Raw genomic sequence first — 21,618 nt, 5'->3', positions numbered from 1 at the left:
CTCGGTCATGGGCAGGCCACCCGCCGGTGGTTACCGTTGAGTACATGAGCGAAGCCTTGATCTTCGACGCGGTGCGCACACCGCGTGGCAGGGGAAAGCGCGGTTCGCTGCACAGCGTCAAGCCGATCACCCTCGCCTCCGGGGTGCTCGCGGCGCTGGCGCGGCGCAACGACCTCGACACCTCCGCGGTGGACGACGTGGTGTTCGGCGTCGTGTCGCCGGTCGGCGAGCAGGGCGCGGACATCGCCCGCACGGCGGTGCTGGCGGCCGGGTGGGACCTGCGGCCGGCGGGCGTGCAGCTCAACCGGTTCTGCGCGTCGGGCCTGGAGTCGGTGAACCTGGCCGCGGCGAAGGTCGCGTCCGGGTTCGAAGACCTGGTGGTGGCCGGTGGCGTCGAGTCGATGTCGCGGGTGCCGATGGGCTCGGACGGCGGCGCGTGGATGGCCGACCCGGAGACCAACATGGCGACCAACTTCGTGCCGCAGGGCGTGAGCGCGGACCTCATCGCCACGCTGGAGGGGTTCAGCCGCGAGGACGTGGACGCCTACGCGCTGCGCTCGCAGCAGCGGGCCACCCTGGCGCGGGACAAGGGCTACTTCGACCGGTCGCTGGTGGCCGTGGTCGACCGCAACGGCTCGGTCGTGCTCGACCACGACGAGGCGATCCGCCCGGAGACCACGATGGAGGCGCTGGCCAAGCTCAAGCCGAGCTTCGCCTTCCACGGCGACCTGGGCTTCGACGCCGTGGCCATCGACCGCTACCCGACCGTGGAGCGCATCGACCACGTGCACACGCCGGGCAACTCGTCGCAGATCGTGGACGGCGCGGCGGCCATGCTGATCGGCACCGGGCGCATCGGCCGCGAGCTGGGCCTGACGCCCCGCGCCCGGATCGTCGCGACCGCGGTCGTCGGCACCGAGCCCACGATCATGCTCACCGGTCCCGCCCCGGCCGCGCGCAAGGCGCTGGACCGGGCCCGGCTGACCGTCGAGGACATCGACCTGTTCGAGATCAACGAGGCGTTCTCCTCGGTGGTGCTGAAGTTCCAGCGCGAGCTGGACCTGCCCGACGACAAGGTCAACGTCAACGGCGGCGCGATCGCGCTGGGCCACCCGCTCGGCGCGACCGGCTGCATGATCCTCGGCACCCTGCTCGACGAGCTGGAGCGCCGGGACCTGCGGCGCGGTCTGGCCACGCTGTGCGTGGGCGGCGGCATGGGCATCGCGACGATCATCGAGAGGGTCTGATGGCTATCCACTTCGAGCGGGACGACGACGGGATCGTCACCCTCACGATGGACATGTCCGGCTCGGCGAACGTGATGAACGCCGAGTACCACGCGGACATGGGCGACGCGGTCGCGCGGCTGGAGGCGTCCCGCGACGAGATCACCGGCGTGGTGCTGACGTCGGCCAAGAAGACCTTCTTCGCCGGTGGCGACCTCAACGTGCTCATCCGGATCACCCCGGAGAACGCCACCGAGGCGCTCGGGTTCCTGGAGGAGATCAAGGGCCAGCTGCGGCGGCTGGAGCTGCTGGGCAAGCCGGTCGTCGCCGCGATCAACGGCAGCGCGCTGGGCGGCGGCCTGGAGATCGCGCTGGCGTGCCACCACCGGGTGGTCCTGGACGACGACACGATCCGGCTCGGGCTGCCCGAGGCGACACTGGGCCTGCTGCCCGGCGGTGGCGGCGTCACGCGCATGGTGCGCCTGCTGGGCGTGCAGCCGGCGCTGCCCCTGCTGATGGAGGGCAAGCAGCTGCGGCCCGCGCGGGCGTTGCAGGCCGGGATCGTGCACGAGCTGGCGTCCTCCCGCGAGGAGCTGATCGCCAAGGCGCGGGCGTGGATCAAGGACAACCCCGCGCCGCAGCAGCCGTGGGACAAGCCGGGGTACGCGGTGCCGGACGTGCGGGTGGGCGACCCGAACCTGTACGGGCTGCTGGCCGCCGCGCCCGCCGTGCTGCGGAAGAAGACGCACGGCGTGTACCCGGCGCCGGAGAAGATCCTCGCCGCCGCGGTCGAGGGCGCGCTGGTGGACTTCGACACCGCGCTCGAGGTCGAGGCGCGGTACTTCGTCGAGCTGGCCGCCGGCCAGGTCTCGAAGAACATGATCAACACATTCTGGTTCCAGCTCAACGGGATCAACGCGGGCGGATCGCGGCCGGCCGGGGTCGAGCGGTCGAAGGTGGCCAAGGTCGGCGTGCTCGGCGCGGGCATGATGGGCGCGGGCATCGCCGAGGTCAGCGCCAAGGCCGGGATCGAAGTCGTGCTGAAGGACGTGACGCTGGAGGCGGCGCGGCGCGGAGCCGGTGACACGCCGGGCATCACGCCGACCGACTCCGACGCCGACCTGGCCGGGTGCGACCTGGTGATCGAGGCGGTGTTCGAGAACCGGGAGTTGAAGAACGAGGTGCTGCCGGCCGCGGAGTCCGCCGCGCTGCCGGACGCGGTGATCGCGTCGAACACCTCGACGTTGCCGATCACCGGCCTGGCCTCGGCGGTCGGCGACCCGTCGCGGTTCATCGGCCTGCACTTCTTCTCGCCGGTGCCGAAGATGCGGCTGGTGGAGATCATCCGCGGCGAGAAGACGTCGGACGAGACGCTGGCGCGGGCGTTCGACTACGTGCTGCAGATCGGCAAGACGCCGATCGTGGTGAACGACAGCCGCGGCTTCTACACCTCGCGGACGTTCGGCACCTACGTCACCGAGGCCGTGTCGATGGTGGCGGAGGGCGTGTCGCCCGCGTTGATCGAGAACGTGGCGAAGCGCGCCGGGATGGCCGTGGGCCCGCTGGCGGTGTCGGACGAGGTGACGCTGACGTTGCAGCTGAAGATCCGCGACCAGACGCTGGCCGACGACCCGACCGCGGCGGGCGCGCTGGGCGACCACCCGGCGTTCCGGGTGCTGGAGGAGCTGGTCGCCGAGGGCCGCACCGGCAAGTCCGGCGGCGCCGGGTTCTACGAGTACCCGGAGGGCGGCCGGAAGTTCCTGTGGCCGGGCCTGTCCCGGTACGCGCGGGCCGACGCGGGCGTGACGGAGCAGGACGTCGAGGACCGGCTGCTGTTCATCCAGTCGCTGGAGACGCTGCGGTGCCTGGACGAGGGCGTGCTGACGTCGACCGGCGACGCGAACGTGGGCAGCGTGTTCGGCTTCGGCTTCGCCCCGTGGAGCGGCGGCACGGTGCAGTTCGTCAACTCCTACGGCCTCGGCGAGTTCGTGGAGCGGGCCGACTACCTGGCCGACACCTACGGCGAGCGGTTCCGCCCGCCGGCGTCGCTGCGCGACCGCGCCGCCCGCAACACCCCCTTCTAACCCGAGAGTCCTACACCCGGCCCGCGAGAGTCCTACGTTCACGACCCGTGAGTTCAACGCTCAGTGTTGAACTCAGGTGTGCCGAACGTAGGACTCTCGCGGCGCGGACGCAGGACTCTCGGTGTGGTCAGCCGGCCGGACCGCCGCGGTAGGTGCCGGGGCTGGTGCCCGTCCACCGCTTGAACGCCCGGTGGAACGCGCTCGCCTCGGAGAAGCCCAGCCGCAGCGCCAGCTCCTCCACTGACTCACCCCCGCGCACCAGGCTCGCCACGGCCTGGTCGCGCAACAACTGCTCGCGCACCTCGCGGAACGACGTGCCCTCGGCGGCCAGCTTGCGCCGCAACGTCGGCGCGCTCACCCCCAGCCGCGCGGCCACGTTCTCCAGGCCGACCACGCCGCCGCCGAGCATCCGCCGCACCTGGCTCGACGCGTCCGCGCCGTAATCGCGGCGGGACAGCAACTCGGCGGGCGAATTGCGCAGGAACCGCCTCAATGCGGCTTCGTCCTGCACCACGGGCATGCGCAGGAAACGCGCGTCGAAAGTCAACGTCGTGGTGGGTGCGGAAAACCGCAGCGGCGCGCCGAAGATCAGGTGGTATTCCGCGCCGTGCGGCGGCTCGGGATAGTCAAGGTCGACCCCGCGCAACGGGATGCGCCGCCCGATCAGCCACGACGAGAACCGGTGCCACAGCACCAGCAGCGACTCGACCAGGAACCGGTCCGGGTCGTCCACGCCCGCGGTGGACAGGGTGAACGCGGCCACGCCGTCGTGCTCGCCCAACGTCATCACCGGCCGCGCGTCGAACAGGTCGTAGAACGCCAGACCCCGCCGCAGGGCGTCCTCCAGTGACGCGCAGTGCACGGCGAGCAGGCACATGGTCGGGAACGTCCCGCGCTTGCTCGGCCGCGGCCCCAGGCCCATGAACTCGTCGTCCAGCGCGTCCCACAGGGCCTGGACCAGCTTCGTGTACTGGGCGGGCGTCACGCGGGCGCGCTCGTCGGCGAGCAGGGCCTCGGCGATGCCCGCGGTGGCGAGCAGGTCGGTGACGTCGTGACCGCGCCGCACCGCGCCGCGCAGCGCGGCGTTGACGTAGTGGATGGCGATGGTCCTGGTGAGCATCACTCACAGTGTGCATCACGGTCGGGCACAGGCCGTGAGCGGCGGCGCGGAACGGGGAGAGAAAGCGCCGCGCCGCCGCCAACGGTTGGCCCACCCCAGTGAGCCGGCTCCTCGTCGATGGGGCATCCGCCCGCCCACCAACGAGGGACGTTGTGGTGCCCACCACTCTAGGTGGTCTAGACCAGATACGTCAATACGGCGAAAAGGCTACCAATGGCTCGCCCGCCACGCATTTGTTTCACGTATGTGTCAGCCCTGTTCCAGCGGCGCTACCGCGAAACCGGCGGAAAACCTCTTGCACCAGATCACGACGCTGCGCACGGTCGCGAGGTCGGTGCCCGCGGGCACCTCGTACACCTGATTGCCGCGATTGGCCTTCAGCGGACCGAGGTTCGTGAAACCGGAGCCGAACGCGGTCTCGGCCGAGTCCGACGGCTTGTCCGACAGGTAGACGTAGAGGTCCGGCCCGTCGCTGGTGTCCAGCGCCTCGAACTGCACGGCGTGCCCGCCGCCGGGCAACCGCACCAGCGTCGCGCTCCCGGTCGTCGCGTGCTCCAGCGACCGGAACGGCCCGCCGGCCAGCGCGACCGGCCCCGCCGGCGGCGGCGGGGTGGTCGTCGTGGTCGAGGCCGCCCCGGTCGTCGTGGTCGCCGCCGCCGTCGTGGTCGCGGCGGGCACCAGCAGCGCCTCGTCCGCGGTCCGGTCGGTCACCAGCCGCCACGGCTGGAACAGGTACAAACCCACCACCAGGGCGACCACCAGCACGCCGGCCACCCCGATCACCACTGCCCGCTTCGACATCCCACGCCTTCCGCCGTAGTCCCGTTCACGGACAACTCTGGCGAATCGGACGCCGGGACGCGGGCAAAACCCGCTTACGAAGTTCTGACGTCTGCCGGGCCGGCGTTGTTAGGGTCGCCACGTGGGTGAACGGGCCGGGTTGGCGATCGTGTGCGCGCTGATGGTGGGCTGCGCCGCGTTCGGGCCGTTCCCGCACCCGGTGCCGCTGCTGTTCGCCATCGCGGCCGTCGGCGCGGCCAACGCCGCGTTCCCGCTGATGCGGACTTTCGGGTCCGCGCTGCTCGGCGGGGTCGCCGCGGCCAGCATCGGGCTGGCCTCCGTGCCGTTCGTGACCTGCTCCTCGGACAAGTTCACGGACGTGTTCACCTGCACGGGTGACGCGCCCACCTGGCACATGACCGGCGCGGTCCTCGTGGCCGGCCTGTCGGGCGCCGGTCTCGTGCTGGCCCGCGTGCTCGGCACGGCGGTGCTGGAACGCAGGCTCTCGGCCGTGCGGGCCCGGGAGGAGCACCGGTGAGCGTGACCTGGCGGCAGGTGGCGGCCTGGCGCACCCGCCGGCACTTCCTCGACGAGCGGCGACCGGCCGCCGAGGCGTCGGAGGTGGTGTCGCGGCTGTGCGGGCTGCACGCGCAGCTCATGTCGTCGGCCGAGGCGACGTTGCGCGCCCGCGTTGACGGGCTCGCGGACGACGCCGTCGAACGGGCCCTGTGGACCGACCGCACGCTGGTCAAGACGTGGTCGATGCGCGGCACGCTGCACCTGCTGCCGGCCGCCGAGTACCCCCTGTGGCAGTCCGGGTTCGCCACCTACAAGCACTACCTCAAGCCGGTCTGGCTGCGGAACTTCCACGTCACGGCCGACGAGCTGACCGCGCTGGTGGACGCGGTCGACGAGGCGCTGCGCGACCGCGTGCTGACCCGCGCCGAGCTGGCCGACGAGGTCGCGGCGCGCACGTCCGCGCACATCGGGGAGAAGCTGCGGGAGAGCTGGGGCGCGTACCTCAAGCCCGCGTCGTTCCGGGGCGCGCTGGTGTTCGGGCCCGGCGAGGGGCAGTTCGTCCGGTTCACCCATCCCCGCACGTGGCTGGGTGTCGAACCGGCGGTGCGGGAGGGTGCGGTCGAGGAGGTCGCGCTGCGGTTCCTGGCCCAGCAGGGGCCCGCCACCAGGGAGGACTTCGCGCGATGGTGGGGCGTGAGCCCGGCGGACGGCGGGCGGGTGTTCAAGGCGCTGGGCGAGCGGATCGCGCCGCTGGACGTCGAGGGCGTGGCCCACTGGGCGCGCGCCGAGGACGTCGGGAGCTTGCGCGAGGCCGAGCCGGTGCGGACCGTGCGGCTGCTGCCCGCGTTCGACCAGTACGTCGTCGCGGCAACACGCCACGCCACCCACCTCCTCGACGGTGGGTCACCCGACAAGGTGTACCGACCGCAGGGATGGCTATCCCCGGTACTCATGGTGAACGGGATGCTGGCCGGGACGTGGTCGCAGGAGCGGAAGGGCGGGCGGGTGTGCGTCACCGTGGAGCCGTTCCGCTCGTTGTCCGCTGCGGCACGGAAAGCCGTGCTCAGCGAGGTGGACCGGATTCCGGGCCCGACCGAGGTGCACTGGGTCGGGTGAGTCCGCCTCGACGGGCGGTACTGTTCAGCCGCTCACCGTTGCGCCACAAGTGCGTTCTGTTAGGAGGCTTGCTGTGCGGGTGCTGTGGGCCACGTGCGGCTTGGCCGTCGCGGCGTCGGCGCTGGTCGGTGTCCTCATCGGGGTGTACATCGACGGGGTGAACGACGAGCAGCAGGCCGACACCCCGGCCTCGACGTGGATCACCGGTCGGCCGTCGACCAGCAGCTCGACCTCGGCGCCCAGTTCCGTCACCACGGACGCCATATCGGCGGCGCCGAGCTCGACCACCACCGTCCGCGCCACCACGACGACGACGCCACCGGCCGCACCGCCGCCACCGCCGGAGACCTCCGAGGAGGCTCCCGCGACGACGACCACCACCACGACGGTGAAGAACACCGAGTGGCCGTGCAGCCCGCTCAACCCGCTGCCGCCGCCGCACTGCCGGGACTGAGCGCGGCGGGACCGAGCACGGGCGGAACCGGGCGCGGGCGGGCGATCCCTCACGTCGTCGAAACGCCCGCGTCCCCGCGCGGCAACGTGGGGCCAGCAGCCTGGGCGCATGGACACCACACCGAAGACCTGGCGGCTGCGCGTGGAGCTGGACGACAGCCCCGGAGCCCTGGCCCGGGTGACCATCCGGCTGGCCGACCGGGACTGCAACGTGCTGGCCCTGTCGGTGATCCCGGTGCCCGGCGGCGTCCTGGACGAGCTCGTGGTCCAAGCCGGGCCCGGCCTGCTGCCCGCCGACCTGGTGGCCGCGGTGCGCGCCGAGGGCGGCCGGTGCGTCGGCATCACGGCCGCCGACCTGCACGACCTGGTCGACGCCCCGACCGCGGCCCTGCGCGCCGCCGCCCTCGCGCTGCACGACCCCAACGCCATCGCCGAGGCCCTGCGCGTCGTCATGGGCGCGGACTCCGTCGTCATCACCCCCACCCCCACCCCCGCCACCGACCGCGAGGTCTCGTTCCAGGCGACCTCGCCCGCGACGTCGGAGGCGGCGCAGTCCTACGCGGTGCGGCGCGGGTGGTCGTCGTTCACGCAGGTGGAGCGCGCCCGCGGGCAGGCGTTGATCGACCTGCTGGCGGCCCGGGGCGTGGCCGCGCCCCAGCCGACCGCGCTGCTCACCGACGACGGCATGGCGCTGGTGCTGCGACCCGGTCACGCCGGTGACGAGGAGGCGGTCGCCGGGCTGCACTCCCGCTGCTCGATGGGCACCCTGTTCCACCGCTACCACGCGGGCGTGCGGACCGTGCCGCGGCGGTGGCTGCACCGGCTGCTCAGCCCGCCGCGCGGCAGCACCGTGGTGGCGCAGTGCGCGGACCGCGTGGTCGCCCTCGGCCAGCTCATCCCGATGTCCACACCGGACGCCGCCGAGGTGTCGTTGCTGGTGGAGGACGAGTGGCAGGGTCGTGGCGTGGGCACCGCGCTGCTCGGCGCGCTGGCCGGCGCGGCCCGGGCGGCCGGTCGCCGCGAGCTGGTCGGCTGGTGCCTGCCCGCCGAGACCGGCCTGGTCCGCACCGCGGCCCGCGCCGGACTGCCGACGTCGGTGCGCAGGGAGGACGGGCTGCTGCGCGTGTCGATCGCCACAGGCGGTCCGCGCGTCACCGGTCCGGGTCGTCTTGAGAGCGCTTCCCGGCAGGTCGCGTCCGGCTAAGCTGGGTTCGCAGGCCGATCGTCGAGGAGTGGTGCTCGTGTCCGTTCAATCTCACTCAGGCACGAGGCCCACGCTGGAGGACGTGGCAGCGAAAGCCGGCGTCTCCCGCGCGACGGCGTCGCGGGTGCTCAACGCGTCGCCCCGGGTGAGCCCGGAGGCGCACGAGGCGGTGACGGCGGCGGTGCTGGAGCTGGGCTACCAGCCGAACCAGGCCGCGCGGGCGCTGGTGACCCGGCGTTCCGGCGCGGTGGCGGTGGTGTTCTCCGAACCCGAGCCGAAGATCTTCGACGACCCGCACTTCGCCTGGCTGATCCGGTCGGCGGCGCGGTCGCTGGCCGACGCGGACGTGCAGATGGTGCTGATGCTGGTGCACTCGACGCAGGACCAGGCGCGGGCCGAGCGGTTCCTGGCGGGCGGGCACGTGGACGGCGCGTTGTTGTTCGCGCCGCACAAGGGTGACCAGCTGCTGTCCGTGGCGCGCAAGCTGCCGCTGCCGGTGGTGCACGCCGGTCGACCGTGGGGGTCGCTGCGCGGGCTGCACACCGTCGACCACGACAACGAGGGCGGCGGGCTGCTGGCCACCGAGCACCTGATCTCGTTGGGGCGCAAGAAGATCGTGTCGATCACCGGCCCGCTGGACGAGCACTCGGCGATGGACCGGCTCAACGGGTGGCGCACAGCGGTCGGCGCGGACGACGAGACGACGGCGCTGATGACCGCGGACGGCGGCTTCTCCCGCGAGGGCGGCCGACGGGCGATGGAGGCGCTGCTGGCCCGCGTGCCGGACCTGGACGCGGCGTTCGTGGCGTCCGACTACATGGCGGAAGGCGCGCTGGACGCGTTGCGCGAGGCGGGCAAGCGGGTGCCGGACGACGTGGCCATCGTCGGGTTCGACGACCACCCGATGATCGCGCCGCACACCAAACCCGCGCTGACCAGCGTGCGGCAGGACACCAGCGCCCAGGTCCGCCACATGGTGACGCACCTGCTGCGGCTGCTGCGCGGCGAGAAGATCCGCGCGCGCCGCGAGGTGCTGCCGACGGTGCTGGTCCGCCGGGAGTCCGCCTAATCCTCCTCAGGACGGCCCCGTCCGGCGGGGGTCGGCACGACGTGGTGGCGTCGGGCGGGGGCCGCCGCGGCGACATGCGGCCCCCGACCGACGGGTCGCGGTCGACGGGTCACGCCACGTCGTAGCCGGTGGCCGGGACGGCGTTGGCGCCGATCACCCGGGCCAGCGTCCGACCGCTCCGCTTCACCGTGCGCACCTGGGTGTCGTAGTCGACGTGCACGATGCCGAACCGCTGGCTGTACCCCTCGGCCCACTCGAAGTTGTCCAGCAGCGACCACGCGAAGTACCCGCGCAGGTCCACGCCCGCCGCGATGGCCGCGTGCACCGCGCGCAGGTGGTCGACCAGGTACCGGGTCCGGGCCTCGTCCACCACCTGGCCGTCCTCGACCACGTCCGGGAACGCCGAGCCGTTCTCGGTGACCACCAGCGGCACGCCGACGTCGCGCTGGAGGCGGCGCAGCAGCCCGGTGAGCCCGCTCGCGTCGACCTCCCAGCCCATCCCGGTCACCTCGCCGCGCGGCGGCAGGAACTCCACGCCGCGCAGGCCCGGGAACGGCCCGCCGGTCACCACCAGCGGGTCGGCCGCGGCGGCGACCCTGGTCGGGCTGTAGTAGTTCACGCCCATCCAGTCGATCGGCGTGGCGATCACGTCCAGGTCGCCGTCGCGCACGACGGCCGTCCAGTCGCCCAGCCACGCGGTGTCCTCGACGACGTCGCGCGGGTAGCCGCGGCCGGCCAGCGGGTCGAGGAACAGCCGGTTCTGCAGGCCGTCGACCTTGCGCGCCGCCTCGCGGGACGCCTCGTCGTCGTCCGCCACGAGCGCGCAGAAGTTGAGCACGATGGAGAACCGGTGGTCGGCGGGCGCCTGCGCGCGCATGGCCTGCGTCGCCAGGCCGTGCCCGAGCAGGAGGTGGTGCGCGGCCTCCAGCGACGCCTTCGGGTCCACCACGCCCGGCGCGTGGACGCCGTTGGCGTAGCCGAGGAACGCCGAGCACCACGGCTCGTTCAACGTGGTCCACGCCGTGACGCGGTCGGCCAGCCGCTCGTGCACCAGCGCCGCGTACTCGGCGAACCGGTGGGCGGTGTCGCGGTTGCGCCACCCGCCGTGGTCCTCCAGCGCCTGCGGCAGGTCCCAGTGGTACAGCGTGGCGACCGGCTGGATGCCCTTGCCCAGCACCTCGTCCACCAGCCGGTCGTAGAACGCCAGCCCCCTGGGCTCCACGCGGCCCGCGCCGAGCGGCTGGACGCGCGGCCACGCCACCGAGAACCGGTACGCGCCCAGCCCCAGCTCCGCCATCAGCTCCACGTCGGAGGCGTAGCGGTGGTAGTGGTCGCACGCCGGCTCGCCGGTGTCACCGCCGAGCACCGCGCCCGGGCGCGTCGCGAAAGTGTCCCAAATGGACGGACCGCGCCCGTCCACCCCGGTCGCACCCTCGATCTGGAAGGACGCCGTCGCCGCACCCCACAGGAAGTCCGGTGGGAAGCGCAACAGGTCCTGTCCGACCTCGGTGTCCGGGTCGGTTGTCGTCATCTGCGAGTTCACCCCTTCACAGCGCCCTGCATGATCCCGCCGACGATCTGCCGCGCCAGCAGGATGAAGATCGCGACCACCGGCAGCACCGCGAGCGACGCGCCGGAGAGCATGAGCGAGTAGTCCGTGTAGTAGCCGCTGGCCAACGTCGACAATGCCACCTGCACCGTGGGGCTGTCGTTGGGGTCCAGCACGATCAGCGGCCAGAAGAAGTCGTTCCAGGCGGTCATGAAGGTGAACATGCCCATCACCGCCGCCTGCGGCCGCACCGCCGGGAACGCCACGTGCCAGAACGTCTTGAGCACCGAGCAGCCGTCCACCCGCGCCGCCTCGACCAGCTCGTACGGCACCGACTCCTCGCACGCCTGGCGCATCCAGAACACCGAGAACGCGCCGATCAGCGCCGGCACGATCACCGCCTGGAGCGTGCCGTACCAGTCCAGGTCCGACATCAGCATGTAGAGCGGGATCACACCGAGCTGCGTGGGCACCATCGAGGTTCCGACGACGACGAGGAACAGCGCGTTGCCGCCCCGGAACCGGAGCCGGGCGAACGCGAACCCGGCCAGCGTGCCCAGCACGACGTTGCTGATCGCCACCGTGCCCGCGACCACCAGCGAGTTCTGCATGGCGAGCCAGAAGTCGACGGTGTCGAACACCCTGGTCAGGTTGTCGAACAGGTTCCCGCCCGGCACCAGCGACGGCACCGCGTCGCCCAGCGCGGAGTTGTCCTTGCTGGCGATGAGGAACGAGTAGTACAGCGGGAACACCGAGGCGAGCAGGACCACCACCAGCAGCGCGTACGCGACCGGCCCCGAGCGAGTGAGACGTTTCGTGCCCACCGGCCTCACCCCTTCGACGCGATGCGCCGCGCCACCGCGAAGTTCACGACCGCGACCACCAGGATCACCAGGAACAGCACCCACGCGATGGCCGAGGAGTAGCCCGCGTCGAACAACCGGAAGCCCTTCTCGTACAGGTACATCACCAGGGTCTGGAACTGCCGGTCGTCGCCACCGGTGCCGGTGGCCGTGCCGCCCGGGTCGAACAGCTGCGGTTCCACGAACAGCTGCATGCCGCCGATGGTCGACACGATGACGGTGAACAGGATCGTCGGCCGGATGCTCGGCACGGTGATCGACCAGAACACCCGCCAGCGCGACGCGCCGTCCAGCATCGCCGACTCGTACATGTCCTTGGGCACCGACTGCATCGCGGCCAGGTAGATCAGCGCGTTGTAGCCCGTCCAGCGCCACATCACCATCAAGCTGATGGCCAGGTGCGACGCCCACGTCTCGGCCCGCCAGTCCACCGGGTCGATCCCGACGAAGCCGAGCAGGGCGTTGACGATGCCGAAGTCGCGGCCGAACAGCTGCGCGAACACCAGCGCCACCGCCGCCACCGAGATGACGTTGGGCAGCAGCACGCCCGCCCGCCAGAACGCCCGGCCGCGCAGGCCGCGGTCCAGCAGGGTGGCCAGGCCGAGCGCGGCGAACAGCTGCGGGATCGTGGAGAGCAGGAACAGGCTGACGGTGTTGCCCAGCGCGTTCCAGAAGTTGCCGTCCGACAGCAGCGCGGTGTAGTTGGCCAGGCCGGTGAAGCCCTGGTCGCCGTCGATGAGCTGCCAGTCGTGCAGCGACACCCAGGCGGTGTAGAGCAGCGGGTAGAGGCCGAAGACGCCGAACACCACGAAGAACGGCGCGATGATGACGTACGGCGTGTACTTCGTGTCGAGCCGGCCGAGCTTGTCCCGCCACGACAGGCGCTGCGCCGACGGCGGGACGGGCGTCGTGCCCCGCCCCGCCGTCGCCCGTTCCGGTGCGACCGTCACTTGGCGGCGTCCCGCGCTTCCCGGACGGCCTGGTCGAACGCCTCCGCGGTGGACTGCTTGCCGGTCTCCACGCGCGACAGGGCGTTGTTGAAGACCGGGGTCACCTTGGAGTCCTTGGTGCCGCGGTAGGTGGGCTTGAGGCTCTCGGCGGAGTTGCCGAAGATCTGGCCGACGGGCGCGGCGTTGAAGTACTCGTTGGTCGTCGCGGTGACCTCGGGGTCCTTGTACGCGGCGGGCTCGCTGGGCAGGTTGCCGGTCTCCTTGAAGATCCGCTTCTGCTGCTCGGGCGCGGTCAGCCACTTGGCCAGCTCGTAGGCTTCCTCGGGGTGCTTGGTCTGCTTGGGCACGGCCAGGAACGAGCCGCCCCAGTTGCCGCCGCCACCGGGCGCGGCGGCCACGTCCCACTTGCCCGCCGCCTCGTCACCGGCGCCGGCCTTGATCAGCGCGAGCGCCCAGGCCGGGCACGTGGTGGTGGCGAAGGACGCCTGCTTGAGCGCGACGTTCCAGTCCTGGCTGAACGGGGCCAGCGCGCCGGTCTGCTTCTTCTCGGCCAGGCTCGCGGCGAGCGTGAACGCCTGCTTCACCTTGTCGTTCTTGTCGCCGATGAACGAGTCGTCGGCCTTGGCGAAGTAGCCCTCCTCGGTCTGGTCGAGGATCGCCTTGTAGACGTTCTGGGCCGTGTCGACGAACTTCACGTCCGGCGTCTTCCGGCTGAAGGTGTCCGCGACCTCCAGGTACTCCTCCCACGTCGGCCACAGCTTGCCGACGGCCTCCCGGTCGGTGGGCAGGCCGGCGGCCTCGAACAGGTCACGCCGGTAGCACAGCGCGAGGCTGCCCATGTCGGTGCCGAGGCCGAGCACGAAGTTCCCGCCGTCGGTGGTGCCCTGGTTCCACTTCCAGGCCGCCCACTGGCCCTCCAGGTCCTTGGCGCCGTGGTCCGCGAGGTTCACGAACTTGTCCTTGGACTGGCGGAACTGCGTGATGTTGCCTTCCTCGATGGCCACGATGTCCGCCGCGCCCCGGCCGCCCGCGAGCTGCGTGGCGAGCTGGGTGTGGTGCTGCTCCATCTTGACCGTGCGCTGCTCGACCTCGATGTTCGGGTGCGCCGCCTGGTACTCCTTGATCAGGTTGGTGTAGCCGAAGTCGGAGAAGATCCCGATCGACAGCTTGATCTTGCCGTCACCCGCGTCACCTCCACCGCCACCACAGGCCGCCACCAGCGTGGCCGCCAGTGCCACCGCGGTGATCGACGTCGCCCGACCGGCCAGAGTCCTGCTCATCCGTCCTCCTCGACGCACTCGCCGGGTACGACCCGACACCGTGAGAGCGCTCTCATGAGAGCGCTCTCACACTCGTGAGTCCCGGTCCCCGCTGTCAACCCGGGAAGGACCGGTCGACACCGTTCCGCAACAAACTGAAGCGCTCTCGTGCGCCGACCGTGATGAGGAGATAACGATGAGTGAGACGTTCGAAGCCGGGTGGCCCGGCCCTCGCTCGGGCCACCCCGCACCCTGTTAGAGGCGATCCACCGCTGTACGTGACGCGCGCTCGCAAGAAATCTTGTGACCCGCGTCGCACCGCTGGGTTGAGCCGGTGGTCCGCGCGCACGACCTGGTCGTCACCGGGAACGAGCTGGTCAAGCGGTACTCGTCGTGGGCGAGGGGCGAACACGGCCGCGAATGGCTCGTGCTGACCGCCCTGCACGGCGCGTTGAGCGACGACCCACTGGACGCCCTGGAATCCGCGTTGCGCGCGCTGTGGTCGGTGCCGACCGACGGCCTGCCGCGCGATCCGAGGGGCGCGGCCGATCTCCAAGCCGCGCGCCTGCTGTCCCTCAGGGCGTGAAACCCGGTGGCCCGGCTCCTCCCCCGAAGAAGAGCCGGGCCACCGGGTTCCTCACGCCTCGGCCATCCCCGCGACGACCGAGGTCCGAGCGGCGCGCCGGGCGGGCAGTGCCGCGGCCACCACGGCGGCCACCACGGCACCCACGAGCATCACCCCGATCTGCCCGAACGGCACCACCAGGTCCACCGAGATCGTGTCGTTCGACAACGCCCCCGTGATCACCCAACCGAACCCGATGCCGAGCAGCAGCCCGATCGCCGCCCCCATCAACGCCATCAGCACCGACTCGACCACCAGCATCAGCCGCAGCTGCCCCCTGGTCAGCCCCAGCGCCCGCAGCAGCGCCGACTCGCGCGTCCGCTCCAGCACCGACAGCGTCAACGTGTTGGCGATGCCGAACAGCGCGATCACCACGGCCAACCCGATCAGCGCCCAGATGAACCCGAGCACCTGGTTGAGCTGCTTGTTCAACTGCTCCTTGGTCTCCGCCGCGCTGTCGACCAGCGCCAACGGCGACGGGTCGGTCACCTTCTCCACCGCCGCGCGCCCGTTGGTCACGCCGTCCTTCAGCTTGACCAGGATGCTCTCGTACCCCTCGGCGGCCCGGGGGAACCGCTGCGCCGTCTCCCCGGTCATGATGCCGTCGGACAGCCGCTGCCCCTCGACCACGGCGACCACCTTGAGCTGCTGCGACTCGTTCGACCCGCCCTCCTTGAGCGTCACCGTCGAACCGACCGACACGCCCTCGCGCTTGGCGTAGTCGGCGTTCACCGCGATGGTGCCCTCGCCCAGGTCGGCGATCGACCCGCTGGTGACCGTGGGCCGGAACAGCGTGCCGATAGCGTCCCGCGGCACGCCGGTGAAGTAGCCGCGCTCGCCGTAGATCACCGTGGTCGGCGCGACCCGCGCCACCTCCGGCACGGCGGCCAGCTCGTCGGCCAGCTCCTTGGGCAGCGGCCGGTCGTAGACGGCGGAGGTCACCGTGTAGTCGGCGGGCATCCGCTCGTCGATCTCGGCGTTGGCGGTCTCCTTGGCGCTGTTGGCGACCACGGTCACCAGCGACACGATCGTCACGCCGATGATCAGCGCCGCGGTGGTCGCGGCGGTGCGCTTGGGGTTGCGGCCCGCGTTGGCGGAGGCGAGCTTGGCGGGCACGCCGAGCAACGCCCGCGGCACCGCGCCGAGCACCCGGTTGACCGGGCCGACCAGCAGCGGACCCAGCACGAGCACCGCGGCCAGCAGCGCCATCGTGCCCGCGCCGCTGACGAACATCGCGGCGTCCTCGTCCTGCAGGTTCATCCCGAACACGACACCGCCGATCCCGACCACCGCGAACAGCACGGCGGTCAGCACGCGCAGCACCCCGGTGCGGGCGACCTCCTCGCCGCTGTCGGGCTGGCTGCGCAGCGCGGCCACCGGCGCGACCCGGGTGGCCTTGCGGGCGGGCAGCACCGCGGCGAGCACCGTGATCAGCGTGCCGACGGCGAACGCGGCGAGCACCGTCGTCACCGTCACCGGCAGCTGCACGGTCCCCGCACCGCCGTCGAACGAGAAGATCACGCGTTGCAGCAGGGCCGACACGCCGATGCCGCCGAACAGGCCGATCACCGACGCGGTCAGGCCCATCACCAGCGCCTCGGCCAGCACGCCCCGGAACACCTGGCTGCGGCTCGCGCCCACGCAGCGCATCAGCGCCAGCTCGCGGGTGCGCTGGGCGACCAGGATGGTGAACGTGTTGTAGATGACCATGGCCGCGACGACGAGCGCGATGATCGCGAACGCCAGCAGCACCGTGGTGAACTCGCCGGCCTGCGACTCGACCCGTTCCAGGGTCTCCTTCGTCAGCTCGTCGCCGGTCTGGATCCGGTAGCCCTGGTCGCCGATGGCCTTGCGGACGTTGTCGGCGACCTGCTGCTGGGTGAAGCCGGCCGCGGCGGTGGCGACCACCTGGTACGGCGGCCGTTCCGGTTCGAGCGCCTGGAACGCCTCCGGCGTGAGCCCGACGTGGTCGTAACCGGACAGCGAGAGCTGGTTCGTGCCCTGCTGGTACGTGCCGACGAGCGTGTACGTGTGCCGCACGTCCTCCTTGCCCAGCAGCACGACCGGCTGGCCGATCGTCAGCTTGGCCGTGGCGGCGGTCCGCTGGTCGACGGCGATCTCGTCGTCCGCGGTCGGGTAGCGGCCGTCCGCGAGGTCGAACTCGCGCAGCTCCTCGTTGCTCGCCAGCGACACGGCCCACGCGGGCTTCGCCTTGCCATTGGCCGCGACCAGCGGCACGGTGTTCGAGTCACGGGGGTCCGCGCCCGCCACGCCCGGCGCCTGGCGGATCTTGGCCAGCGTCTCCGGGGTGATGCCGCGGACCTCCTCGGCCGAGGACGGTTCGCCGGACACGGTGACGGAGACGTCGACGTTGCGCGCGCTCTTGGCGAACTCGTCGCGCAGGCTCGCGTTCATGGCGTCGCCGAGCACCAGGGTGCCGGTCACGAAGGCGACGCCGAGGGCGATCGCCACCGAGGACAGCACGAGCCGCGCGGTGCGGGCCCTCAGGCCCGCGATGATCGTGCGCAGCATCAGGTCACGCCCCCAGGTGCTTGAGCGCGGACAGCACGGAGTCGGCGGTCGGGTTCTCGATCTCACCGGCGAGGTGGCCGTCGGCCATCAGCACGACGCGGTCGGCGTAGGACGCGGCGACCGGGTCGTGGGTCACCATGATCACGGTCTGGCCGAGCTTGCGCACGGACATGCGCAGGAAGTCCAGCACCTCGGCGCCGGACCGCGAGTCCAGGTTGCCGGTCGGCTCGTCGGCGAACACCACGTCCGGCCTGGCGACCAGGGCGCGGGCGCAGGCCACGCGCTGCTGCTGGCCGCCGGACAGCTCGGTCGGCTTGTGCTTGAGCCGGTCGCGCAGGCCCAGCACGTCCACGATCGTGTCGAACCACTCGCGGTCGGGCTTGCGGCCGGCCAGCTCCAGGCCGAGCAGGATGTTGGCCTCGGCGGTGAGCGTGGGCAGCAGGTTGAACGCCTGGAAGACGAACCCGACCCGGTCGCGGCGCAGCCTGGTCAGCTCCTTGTCGCCCAGCGAGGTGATCTCGGTGCCGCCGATGTGCACGCTGCCGGCGTCGACGTTGTCGAGCCCGGCCAGACAGTGCATCATCGTCGACTTGCCGGACCCGGACGGGCCCATGATGGCGGTGAAGCGGCCCGCCGCGAACGCGACGCTGACCCCGTCCAGCGCCCGCACGGCGGTGTCGCCCTTGCCGTACACCTTCACCAGGTTCGCGGCGGCTACAGCGGTGCGGGTCCCGACGTCGGACACCAGTGCGGACATGCTCCCTCAATTCCTCGGGTCTGGTTGACGTCGAGAAAGCTATGGGGCACGCGCCTCGGCAGGCGTCACCTCGGCGGCGGAACCGGTGGTCAACCGGCGGGATGAGACGCCCTAGTCCCGAGGTCTGACTCCCGCGAGTCCTACGTCCAGAACGCGAGAGTCCTACGTTCGGAACGCGAGAGTCCTACGTTCGGAACACCCGAGTTCAACGCTCAGAACACGGCTGGGCCGTCCTGAGCGTTGAACTCGGGGTGCCTGAACGTAGGACTCACGCGGTGTGAACGTAGGACTCACGCGGGCTGGAGGTAGGACTCACGCGGGGTCGGGTTGGGTCGGCAGGTCGAGCAGGCCCCGGTCGAAGGCGTTGGCCACGGCTTCGGCCCGGCGGCTCGCGCCCAGCTTGGACATGATCCGGCTCAGGTGCACGCTGACCGTCTTCTCCGAGATGTAGAGCTCCTCGCCGACCTGCCGGTTCGTCCGACCCAGCGCGACCAGCTCCAGCACCGACCGCTCCCGCGGCGTGAACGGGTCCACCCGGTCGCGCGGCCCGACGTCGCGCAACGCCACCCGGGCCCGCCGGGCGACCAGGTCCAGCGCCTCCCGCAACGGCGCCGCGCCCAGCTCGTCGGCCACCGCGCTGGCCAGCCGCAACTCGGCCGCCGCCTCCTCGCGCCGGTCCGCGCCCAGCAGCGCCTCGGCCAGCCGCCACCGGCACACGGCCTGCTCGAACACCGACCCGAAGCCGAACGCGTCGACCACGCCCCGCCACAGCTCCGGATCACCCGATCCGGTCAACCGGGACTCCTCGGCAGCCACCCGCAGCAGCCACGCCCGCCCCTCCGGGCCCAGCACGCCCGAACGCGGGTTGCCCAGCTCGGACGTGGTGCGCGCGTACTCGGCCAGCTCCCGGCCCGCCCGCACGGCACCCTCCTCGGCCGCCCGGTCCTTGCGCCGCCGCGCCCGTGCCGCGATCTCCCCGTGCCCGGCCACGCCGAGGGCCGCCAGCCGGATGCCCGCCAGCAGCCACTCGCCCTCCTTGCGCGACCAGCTGATCGCGTCCGCGACCCGGTCCACGGCCAGCTCCGGCTGCCCGCGCCACAGCGCCAGCTCCGCGCCCGTGCCGCCGGTGATCAACGCGATCTGCAGGTCGCGGTGCCAGTCCGCGCGCAGCTCCCGGATCATCCGCTCGGCCTGGTCGAACTCGCCGCGGCTGACCGCCACGTGCGTGCCCGCCGCGGCCAGGCGCGCCGACACCGTGCTGGACACCCGCAGGCCGGGCGGTTCGGCGGCGGTCGCCGCGCCGTCCCACTCGCCGCGGTAGTACTTGGTCAGCACCTGCAGGATGCGCAGCTCCAGGCCGAACGAGCTCCAGGTCAGCCCGGTCGCCTTGGCCCGCGCCACGCCTTCGTCGAACACCCGCCCGGCCTCGTCCAGCTCGCCGAGGTCGTAGTGGTGCAGGCCGAGGAAGTACCGGGCCCGCAGCTCGGTGCTGACCGCGTCGGCCTCCATCGCGCACGCCACCGCGGCCGTCAGGTGCTCGCGGGCCCGCGACACCTGCCCGTCGGGCTCGTCGAGCAGGCCCAACGTGGTCAGCGCGTCCGCCACGGCCGACTCCGCGCACACCGCGCGGCCGTCCGCGACCGCCAGCTCGGCCCGCTCCCGCGCCTCGGCGTACTTGCGGTCGTGCCGCAGCGCCGCCGCCCACACCGCCAGCACCCACGCGCGGGCCGGGCTGGCGGGCCGGTCCCGGACCAGCCGCCACGCCTCCTCCACCGCGTGGTACTTCTCGTCGTCGGTGCCGTCGATCACCTGCAACGCCTGCGCGAAGCGCCGCCACATCTCGGCGGCCTCCTCGGGGTCGCTCCCGTCCACCGCGGTCGTGCCGGTGCGGGCGAACGCGATGGCCCGCTCGGGCTGGCCCGCCGTGCCCGCCGCCCACGACGCGCTGCGCAGCAGGGACAACTCGGTCAACCGCGGCGGACGCTGGTCGGCGGGCACCGCGTGCCACAGCTTCAGCGCCTGCTCCAGGTGCCGCAACGACTCGGCGGGCGCGCCCGCGGCCTGCGCCTCCTGCCCCGCTTCGACCGACGCGCGCAGCGCGCGGGCCAGGTCGTGGGACTCCAGGCTGTGGTGGGCCAGCGCGGCGGCGGCGCCCCGGTCGCCGGACGAGGCCAGCCGGTCCGCGTACGCGGAGTGCAGCCGCACGCGCTCACCGGGCAGCAGGTCGTGGTAGACGGTCTCGCGCAGCAACGCGTGCCGGAACGTGTAGACCTCCGCGCCGTCGACCAGCAGCACGTGGTGCTGCACGGCCTCGCGCAGCGCGGTGTCGAGCACCACGTCGTCCATGCCGGCCACGTCGCGCAGCAGGTCGTGGCGCACGGACCGGCCGCCGACCGACGCCACCCGCACCACGCGCTGGGTGTCCGGGGAGAGGCGTTCGATGCGGGCCAGCAGCACCTCGGCGAGCGTCCACGGCACCTCGCGGTCACCGCAGGCGGCGACGGCGATCAGCTCCTCGGCGAAGAACGGGTTGCCGTCGGAGCGCTCGGCGACCTCCAGCACGAGCTCGTCGGACAGGTCGTCGGCCAGCGCGGCGACGAACGAGCGCGCGTCGATCGCGCTCAGCGGGGTCAGGTCGAGCCGGCGCACGGCGGGCAGCCGCACCAGCTCGTTGAGCAGGGGGCGCAGCGGGTGGCTGCGGTGCAGGTCGTCGGAGCGGTAGGTGCCGACCACCAGCAGCCGCTGCGCGCGCAGCCGCGAGAGCAGGAACGACAGCAGGTAGCGGGTGGAGGCGTCGGCCCAGTGCAGGTCTTCGAGCACCAGCAGCACGGGCCGCTGCTCGGCCAGCTCGCCGAGCAGGCCGTGCACCGCGTCGAACAGCTGCAACTGGCCGATGTCCTGCTCGGGGCGGCGGCCGACCAGGTGCGACGGCAGGCCGGACACCGACGTGCTGCCGTCGTGGCCCGCCGGCAGCGCCAGCTCCGGCAGCAGCAGGCCCAGCGCGGGCCGGGCCGCGACGTCGAGCAGACCGGCCTGCCGCACCTGCCCCAACGCCTCGGTGAAGGGCAGGTACGGCAGACCGGTCTCGCCGACGTCCAGGCAGCGGCCGGTGAGCACGAGCGCGTCACCCGCCGTGGCGGACAGCTCGTCCACCAGCCGGGTCTTGCCCACGCCCGCGTCGCCTGCCAGCAGGATCGCGCCTGCCTCGCCGCGCGCGGCGTCGTCCAGGGCGGCGCGCAGCCTGGTCATCTCCCGGCTACGCGCCACCAAGGGGATTCCGGAACCGAGGCGTGCCACACCAGGCATGCTGTCACACCTCAGGCGGCGTCGCGGTGGTCATTTCCGCCGGCGGGCTGATCCGGGCCGGGGCGGTGGCCGATCCGCCGCCACCACGACCGCTTCGCCGCGTGCGACTGCCGGCCGACGCGGTAGTGCGCCGCGTCCGCGCGCAGCGCGGCCTGCCGGTAGTCGATCTCCGCCTTCAAGGACTCGGGCGTCCACTCCATGATGAC

18 protein-coding genes are annotated in these 21,618 nt (G+C 72.2%); 8 read left to right on the top strand and 10 right to left on the bottom strand.

What is annotated here, in order from left to right; all coding sequences use genetic code 11:
* Positions 1-44 precede the first annotated feature (44 nt).
* Both ACIQMJ_RS16435 and ACIQMJ_RS16430 read left to right on the top strand, forming a co-directional pair.
* A complete protein-coding gene (locus ACIQMJ_RS16435; protein ID WP_499761789.1) occupies positions 45-1,247 on the top strand; it encodes an acetyl-CoA C-acetyltransferase in 1,203 nt (400 codons plus the stop codon).
* Positions 1,247-3,310, top strand: a complete 2,064-nt coding sequence (locus tag ACIQMJ_RS16430) for a 3-hydroxyacyl-CoA dehydrogenase NAD-binding domain-containing protein (protein WP_499761788.1) — start codon at positions 1,247-1,249, stop codon at positions 3,308-3,310. Before ACIQMJ_RS16435 ends, ACIQMJ_RS16430 begins: the two co-directional genes overlap by 1 nt.
* A 127-nt stretch (positions 3,311-3,437) precedes the next feature.
* Here the strand turns inward: ACIQMJ_RS16430 and ACIQMJ_RS16425 are convergent, their stop codons facing one another.
* Both ACIQMJ_RS16425 and ACIQMJ_RS16420 read right to left on the bottom strand, forming a co-directional pair.
* Positions 3,438-4,430: an AraC family transcriptional regulator gene (locus ACIQMJ_RS16425; RefSeq protein WP_499761787.1), complete on the bottom strand. Its 993-nt coding sequence runs from the start codon at positions 4,428-4,430 to the stop codon at positions 3,438-3,440.
* 249 nt (positions 4,431-4,679) lie between these two features.
* Positions 4,680-5,231, bottom strand: coding sequence for a DM13 domain-containing protein (locus ACIQMJ_RS16420; RefSeq protein WP_499761786.1), 552 nt, complete (start codon positions 5,229-5,231; stop codon positions 4,680-4,682).
* Positions 5,232-5,352: 121 nt separating this feature from the next.
* Between ACIQMJ_RS16420 and ACIQMJ_RS16415 the strand changes: the two genes are divergently transcribed.
* From ACIQMJ_RS16415 to ACIQMJ_RS16395, 5 genes are all read left to right on the top strand, one after another.
* A complete protein-coding gene (locus ACIQMJ_RS16415) occupies positions 5,353-5,748 on the top strand; it encodes a hypothetical protein (RefSeq protein WP_499761785.1) in 396 nt (131 codons plus the stop codon).
* Entirely contained in the window at positions 5,745-6,845 is a 1,101-nt protein-coding gene (locus ACIQMJ_RS16410) for a winged helix DNA-binding domain-containing protein (RefSeq protein ID WP_499761784.1), read from the top strand. The genes ACIQMJ_RS16415 and ACIQMJ_RS16410 overlap by 4 nt, the downstream gene beginning before the upstream one ends.
* Before the next feature lie 73 nt (positions 6,846-6,918).
* Positions 6,919-7,299 carry a hypothetical protein gene (locus tag ACIQMJ_RS16405; RefSeq protein WP_499761783.1) on the top strand — a complete coding sequence of 127 codons (381 nt, stop codon included), beginning with the start codon at positions 6,919-6,921 and terminating at the stop codon, positions 7,297-7,299.
* Positions 7,300-7,407: 108 nt separating this feature from the next.
* Positions 7,408-8,502, top strand: a complete 1,095-nt coding sequence (locus tag ACIQMJ_RS16400) for a GNAT family N-acetyltransferase (protein ID WP_499761782.1) — start codon at positions 7,408-7,410, stop codon at positions 8,500-8,502.
* A gap of 82 nt (positions 8,503-8,584) precedes the next feature.
* The gene (locus ACIQMJ_RS16395; protein ID WP_499761781.1) at positions 8,585-9,571 is read left to right on the top strand and encodes a LacI family DNA-binding transcriptional regulator; all 987 of its coding nucleotides are present in this window, start codon (positions 8,585-8,587) and stop codon (positions 9,569-9,571) included.
* A gap of 109 nt (positions 9,572-9,680) precedes the next feature.
* Here the strand turns inward: ACIQMJ_RS16395 and ACIQMJ_RS16390 are convergent, their stop codons facing one another.
* From ACIQMJ_RS16390 to ACIQMJ_RS16375, 4 genes are all read right to left on the bottom strand, one after another.
* Positions 9,681-11,102, bottom strand: coding sequence for a GH1 family beta-glucosidase (locus ACIQMJ_RS16390; RefSeq protein WP_499761780.1), 1,422 nt, complete (start codon positions 11,100-11,102; stop codon positions 9,681-9,683).
* An 8-nt stretch (positions 11,103-11,110) separates the two neighbouring features.
* Complete coding sequence (locus ACIQMJ_RS16385; protein WP_499761779.1) at positions 11,111-11,944, bottom strand: carbohydrate ABC transporter permease; 834 nt, start codon at positions 11,942-11,944, stop codon at positions 11,111-11,113.
* 5 nt (positions 11,945-11,949) lie between these two features.
* The gene (locus ACIQMJ_RS16380; protein ID WP_499761837.1) at positions 11,950-12,864 is read right to left on the bottom strand and encodes a carbohydrate ABC transporter permease; all 915 of its coding nucleotides are present in this window, start codon (positions 12,862-12,864) and stop codon (positions 11,950-11,952) included.
* A 65-nt stretch (positions 12,865-12,929) separates the two neighbouring features.
* A complete protein-coding gene (locus ACIQMJ_RS16375) occupies positions 12,930-14,213 on the bottom strand; it encodes an extracellular solute-binding protein (RefSeq protein WP_499761778.1) in 1,284 nt (427 codons plus the stop codon).
* A gap of 313 nt (positions 14,214-14,526) precedes the next feature.
* Between ACIQMJ_RS16375 and ACIQMJ_RS16370 the strand changes: the two genes are divergently transcribed.
* Positions 14,527-14,778, top strand: coding sequence for a hypothetical protein (locus ACIQMJ_RS16370; protein ID WP_499761777.1), 252 nt, complete (start codon positions 14,527-14,529; stop codon positions 14,776-14,778).
* Positions 14,779-14,829: 51 nt separating this feature from the next.
* Here the strand turns inward: ACIQMJ_RS16370 and ACIQMJ_RS16365 are convergent, their stop codons facing one another.
* The 4 genes from ACIQMJ_RS16365 to ACIQMJ_RS16350 all read right to left on the bottom strand — a co-directional run bounded on the left by ACIQMJ_RS16365 (position 14,830) and on the right by ACIQMJ_RS16350 (position 21,612).
* Entirely contained in the window at positions 14,830-17,349 is a 2,520-nt protein-coding gene (locus tag ACIQMJ_RS16365) for an ABC transporter permease (RefSeq protein WP_499761776.1), read from the bottom strand.
* 4 nt (positions 17,350-17,353) lie between these two features.
* Positions 17,354-18,106 (bottom strand): ABC transporter ATP-binding protein, encoded by a 753-nt coding sequence (locus ACIQMJ_RS16360; protein ID WP_141981607.1) that lies wholly within the window; start codon positions 18,104-18,106, stop codon positions 17,354-17,356.
* A 312-nt stretch (positions 18,107-18,418) separates the two neighbouring features.
* Positions 18,419-21,412, bottom strand: coding sequence for a helix-turn-helix transcriptional regulator (locus ACIQMJ_RS16355; protein WP_499761775.1), 2,994 nt, complete (start codon positions 21,410-21,412; stop codon positions 18,419-18,421).
* 11 nt (positions 21,413-21,423) lie between these two features.
* On the bottom strand, positions 21,424-21,612 hold the full coding sequence (locus ACIQMJ_RS16350) for a hypothetical protein (RefSeq protein WP_499761774.1): 189 nt from the start codon (positions 21,610-21,612) through the stop codon (positions 21,424-21,426).
* Positions 21,613-21,618: the final 6 nt, after the last annotated feature.

Origin of the sequence: Actinosynnema sp. NPDC091369, from assembly GCF_044757065.1 — a bacterium.
GTDB lineage: Bacteria > Actinomycetota > Actinomycetes > Mycobacteriales > Pseudonocardiaceae > Actinosynnema.
The sequence above is the reverse complement of the archived record's forward strand: the minus strand, read 5'-3'. Positions and strand labels throughout refer to the sequence as shown.

What these genes read in the sequence shown, in the direction of transcription:
- ACIQMJ_RS16355 (WP_499761775.1), bottom strand. Translation starts at nt 21,412, where the DNA reads ATGCCTGGTGTGGCACGCCTCGGTTCCGGAATCCCCTTGGTGGCGCGT.
- ACIQMJ_RS16350 (WP_499761774.1), bottom strand. Translation starts at nt 21,612, where the DNA reads ATGGAGTGGACGCCCGAGTCCTTGAAGGCGGAGATCGACTACCGGCAG.
- ACIQMJ_RS16360 (WP_141981607.1), bottom strand. Translation starts at nt 18,106, where the DNA reads ATGTCCGCACTGGTGTCCGACGTCGGGACCCGCACCGCTGTAGCCGCC.
- ACIQMJ_RS16430 (WP_499761788.1), top strand. Translation starts at nt 1,247, where the DNA reads ATGGCTATCCACTTCGAGCGGGACGACGACGGGATCGTCACCCTCACG.
- ACIQMJ_RS16390 (WP_499761780.1), bottom strand. Translation starts at nt 11,102, where the DNA reads ATGACGACAACCGACCCGGACACCGAGGTCGGACAGGACCTGTTGCGC.
- ACIQMJ_RS16400 (WP_499761782.1), top strand. Translation starts at nt 7,408, where the DNA reads ATGGACACCACACCGAAGACCTGGCGGCTGCGCGTGGAGCTGGACGAC.
- ACIQMJ_RS16375 (WP_499761778.1), bottom strand. Translation starts at nt 14,213, where the DNA reads ATGAGCAGGACTCTGGCCGGTCGGGCGACGTCGATCACCGCGGTGGCA.
- ACIQMJ_RS16425 (WP_499761787.1), bottom strand. Translation starts at nt 4,430, where the DNA reads ATGCTCACCAGGACCATCGCCATCCACTACGTCAACGCCGCGCTGCGC.
- ACIQMJ_RS16365 (WP_499761776.1), bottom strand. Translation starts at nt 17,349, where the DNA reads ATGCTGCGCACGATCATCGCGGGCCTGAGGGCCCGCACCGCGCGGCTC.
- ACIQMJ_RS16435 (WP_499761789.1), top strand. Translation starts at nt 45, where the DNA reads ATGAGCGAAGCCTTGATCTTCGACGCGGTGCGCACACCGCGTGGCAGG.
- ACIQMJ_RS16420 (WP_499761786.1), bottom strand. Translation starts at nt 5,231, where the DNA reads ATGTCGAAGCGGGCAGTGGTGATCGGGGTGGCCGGCGTGCTGGTGGTC.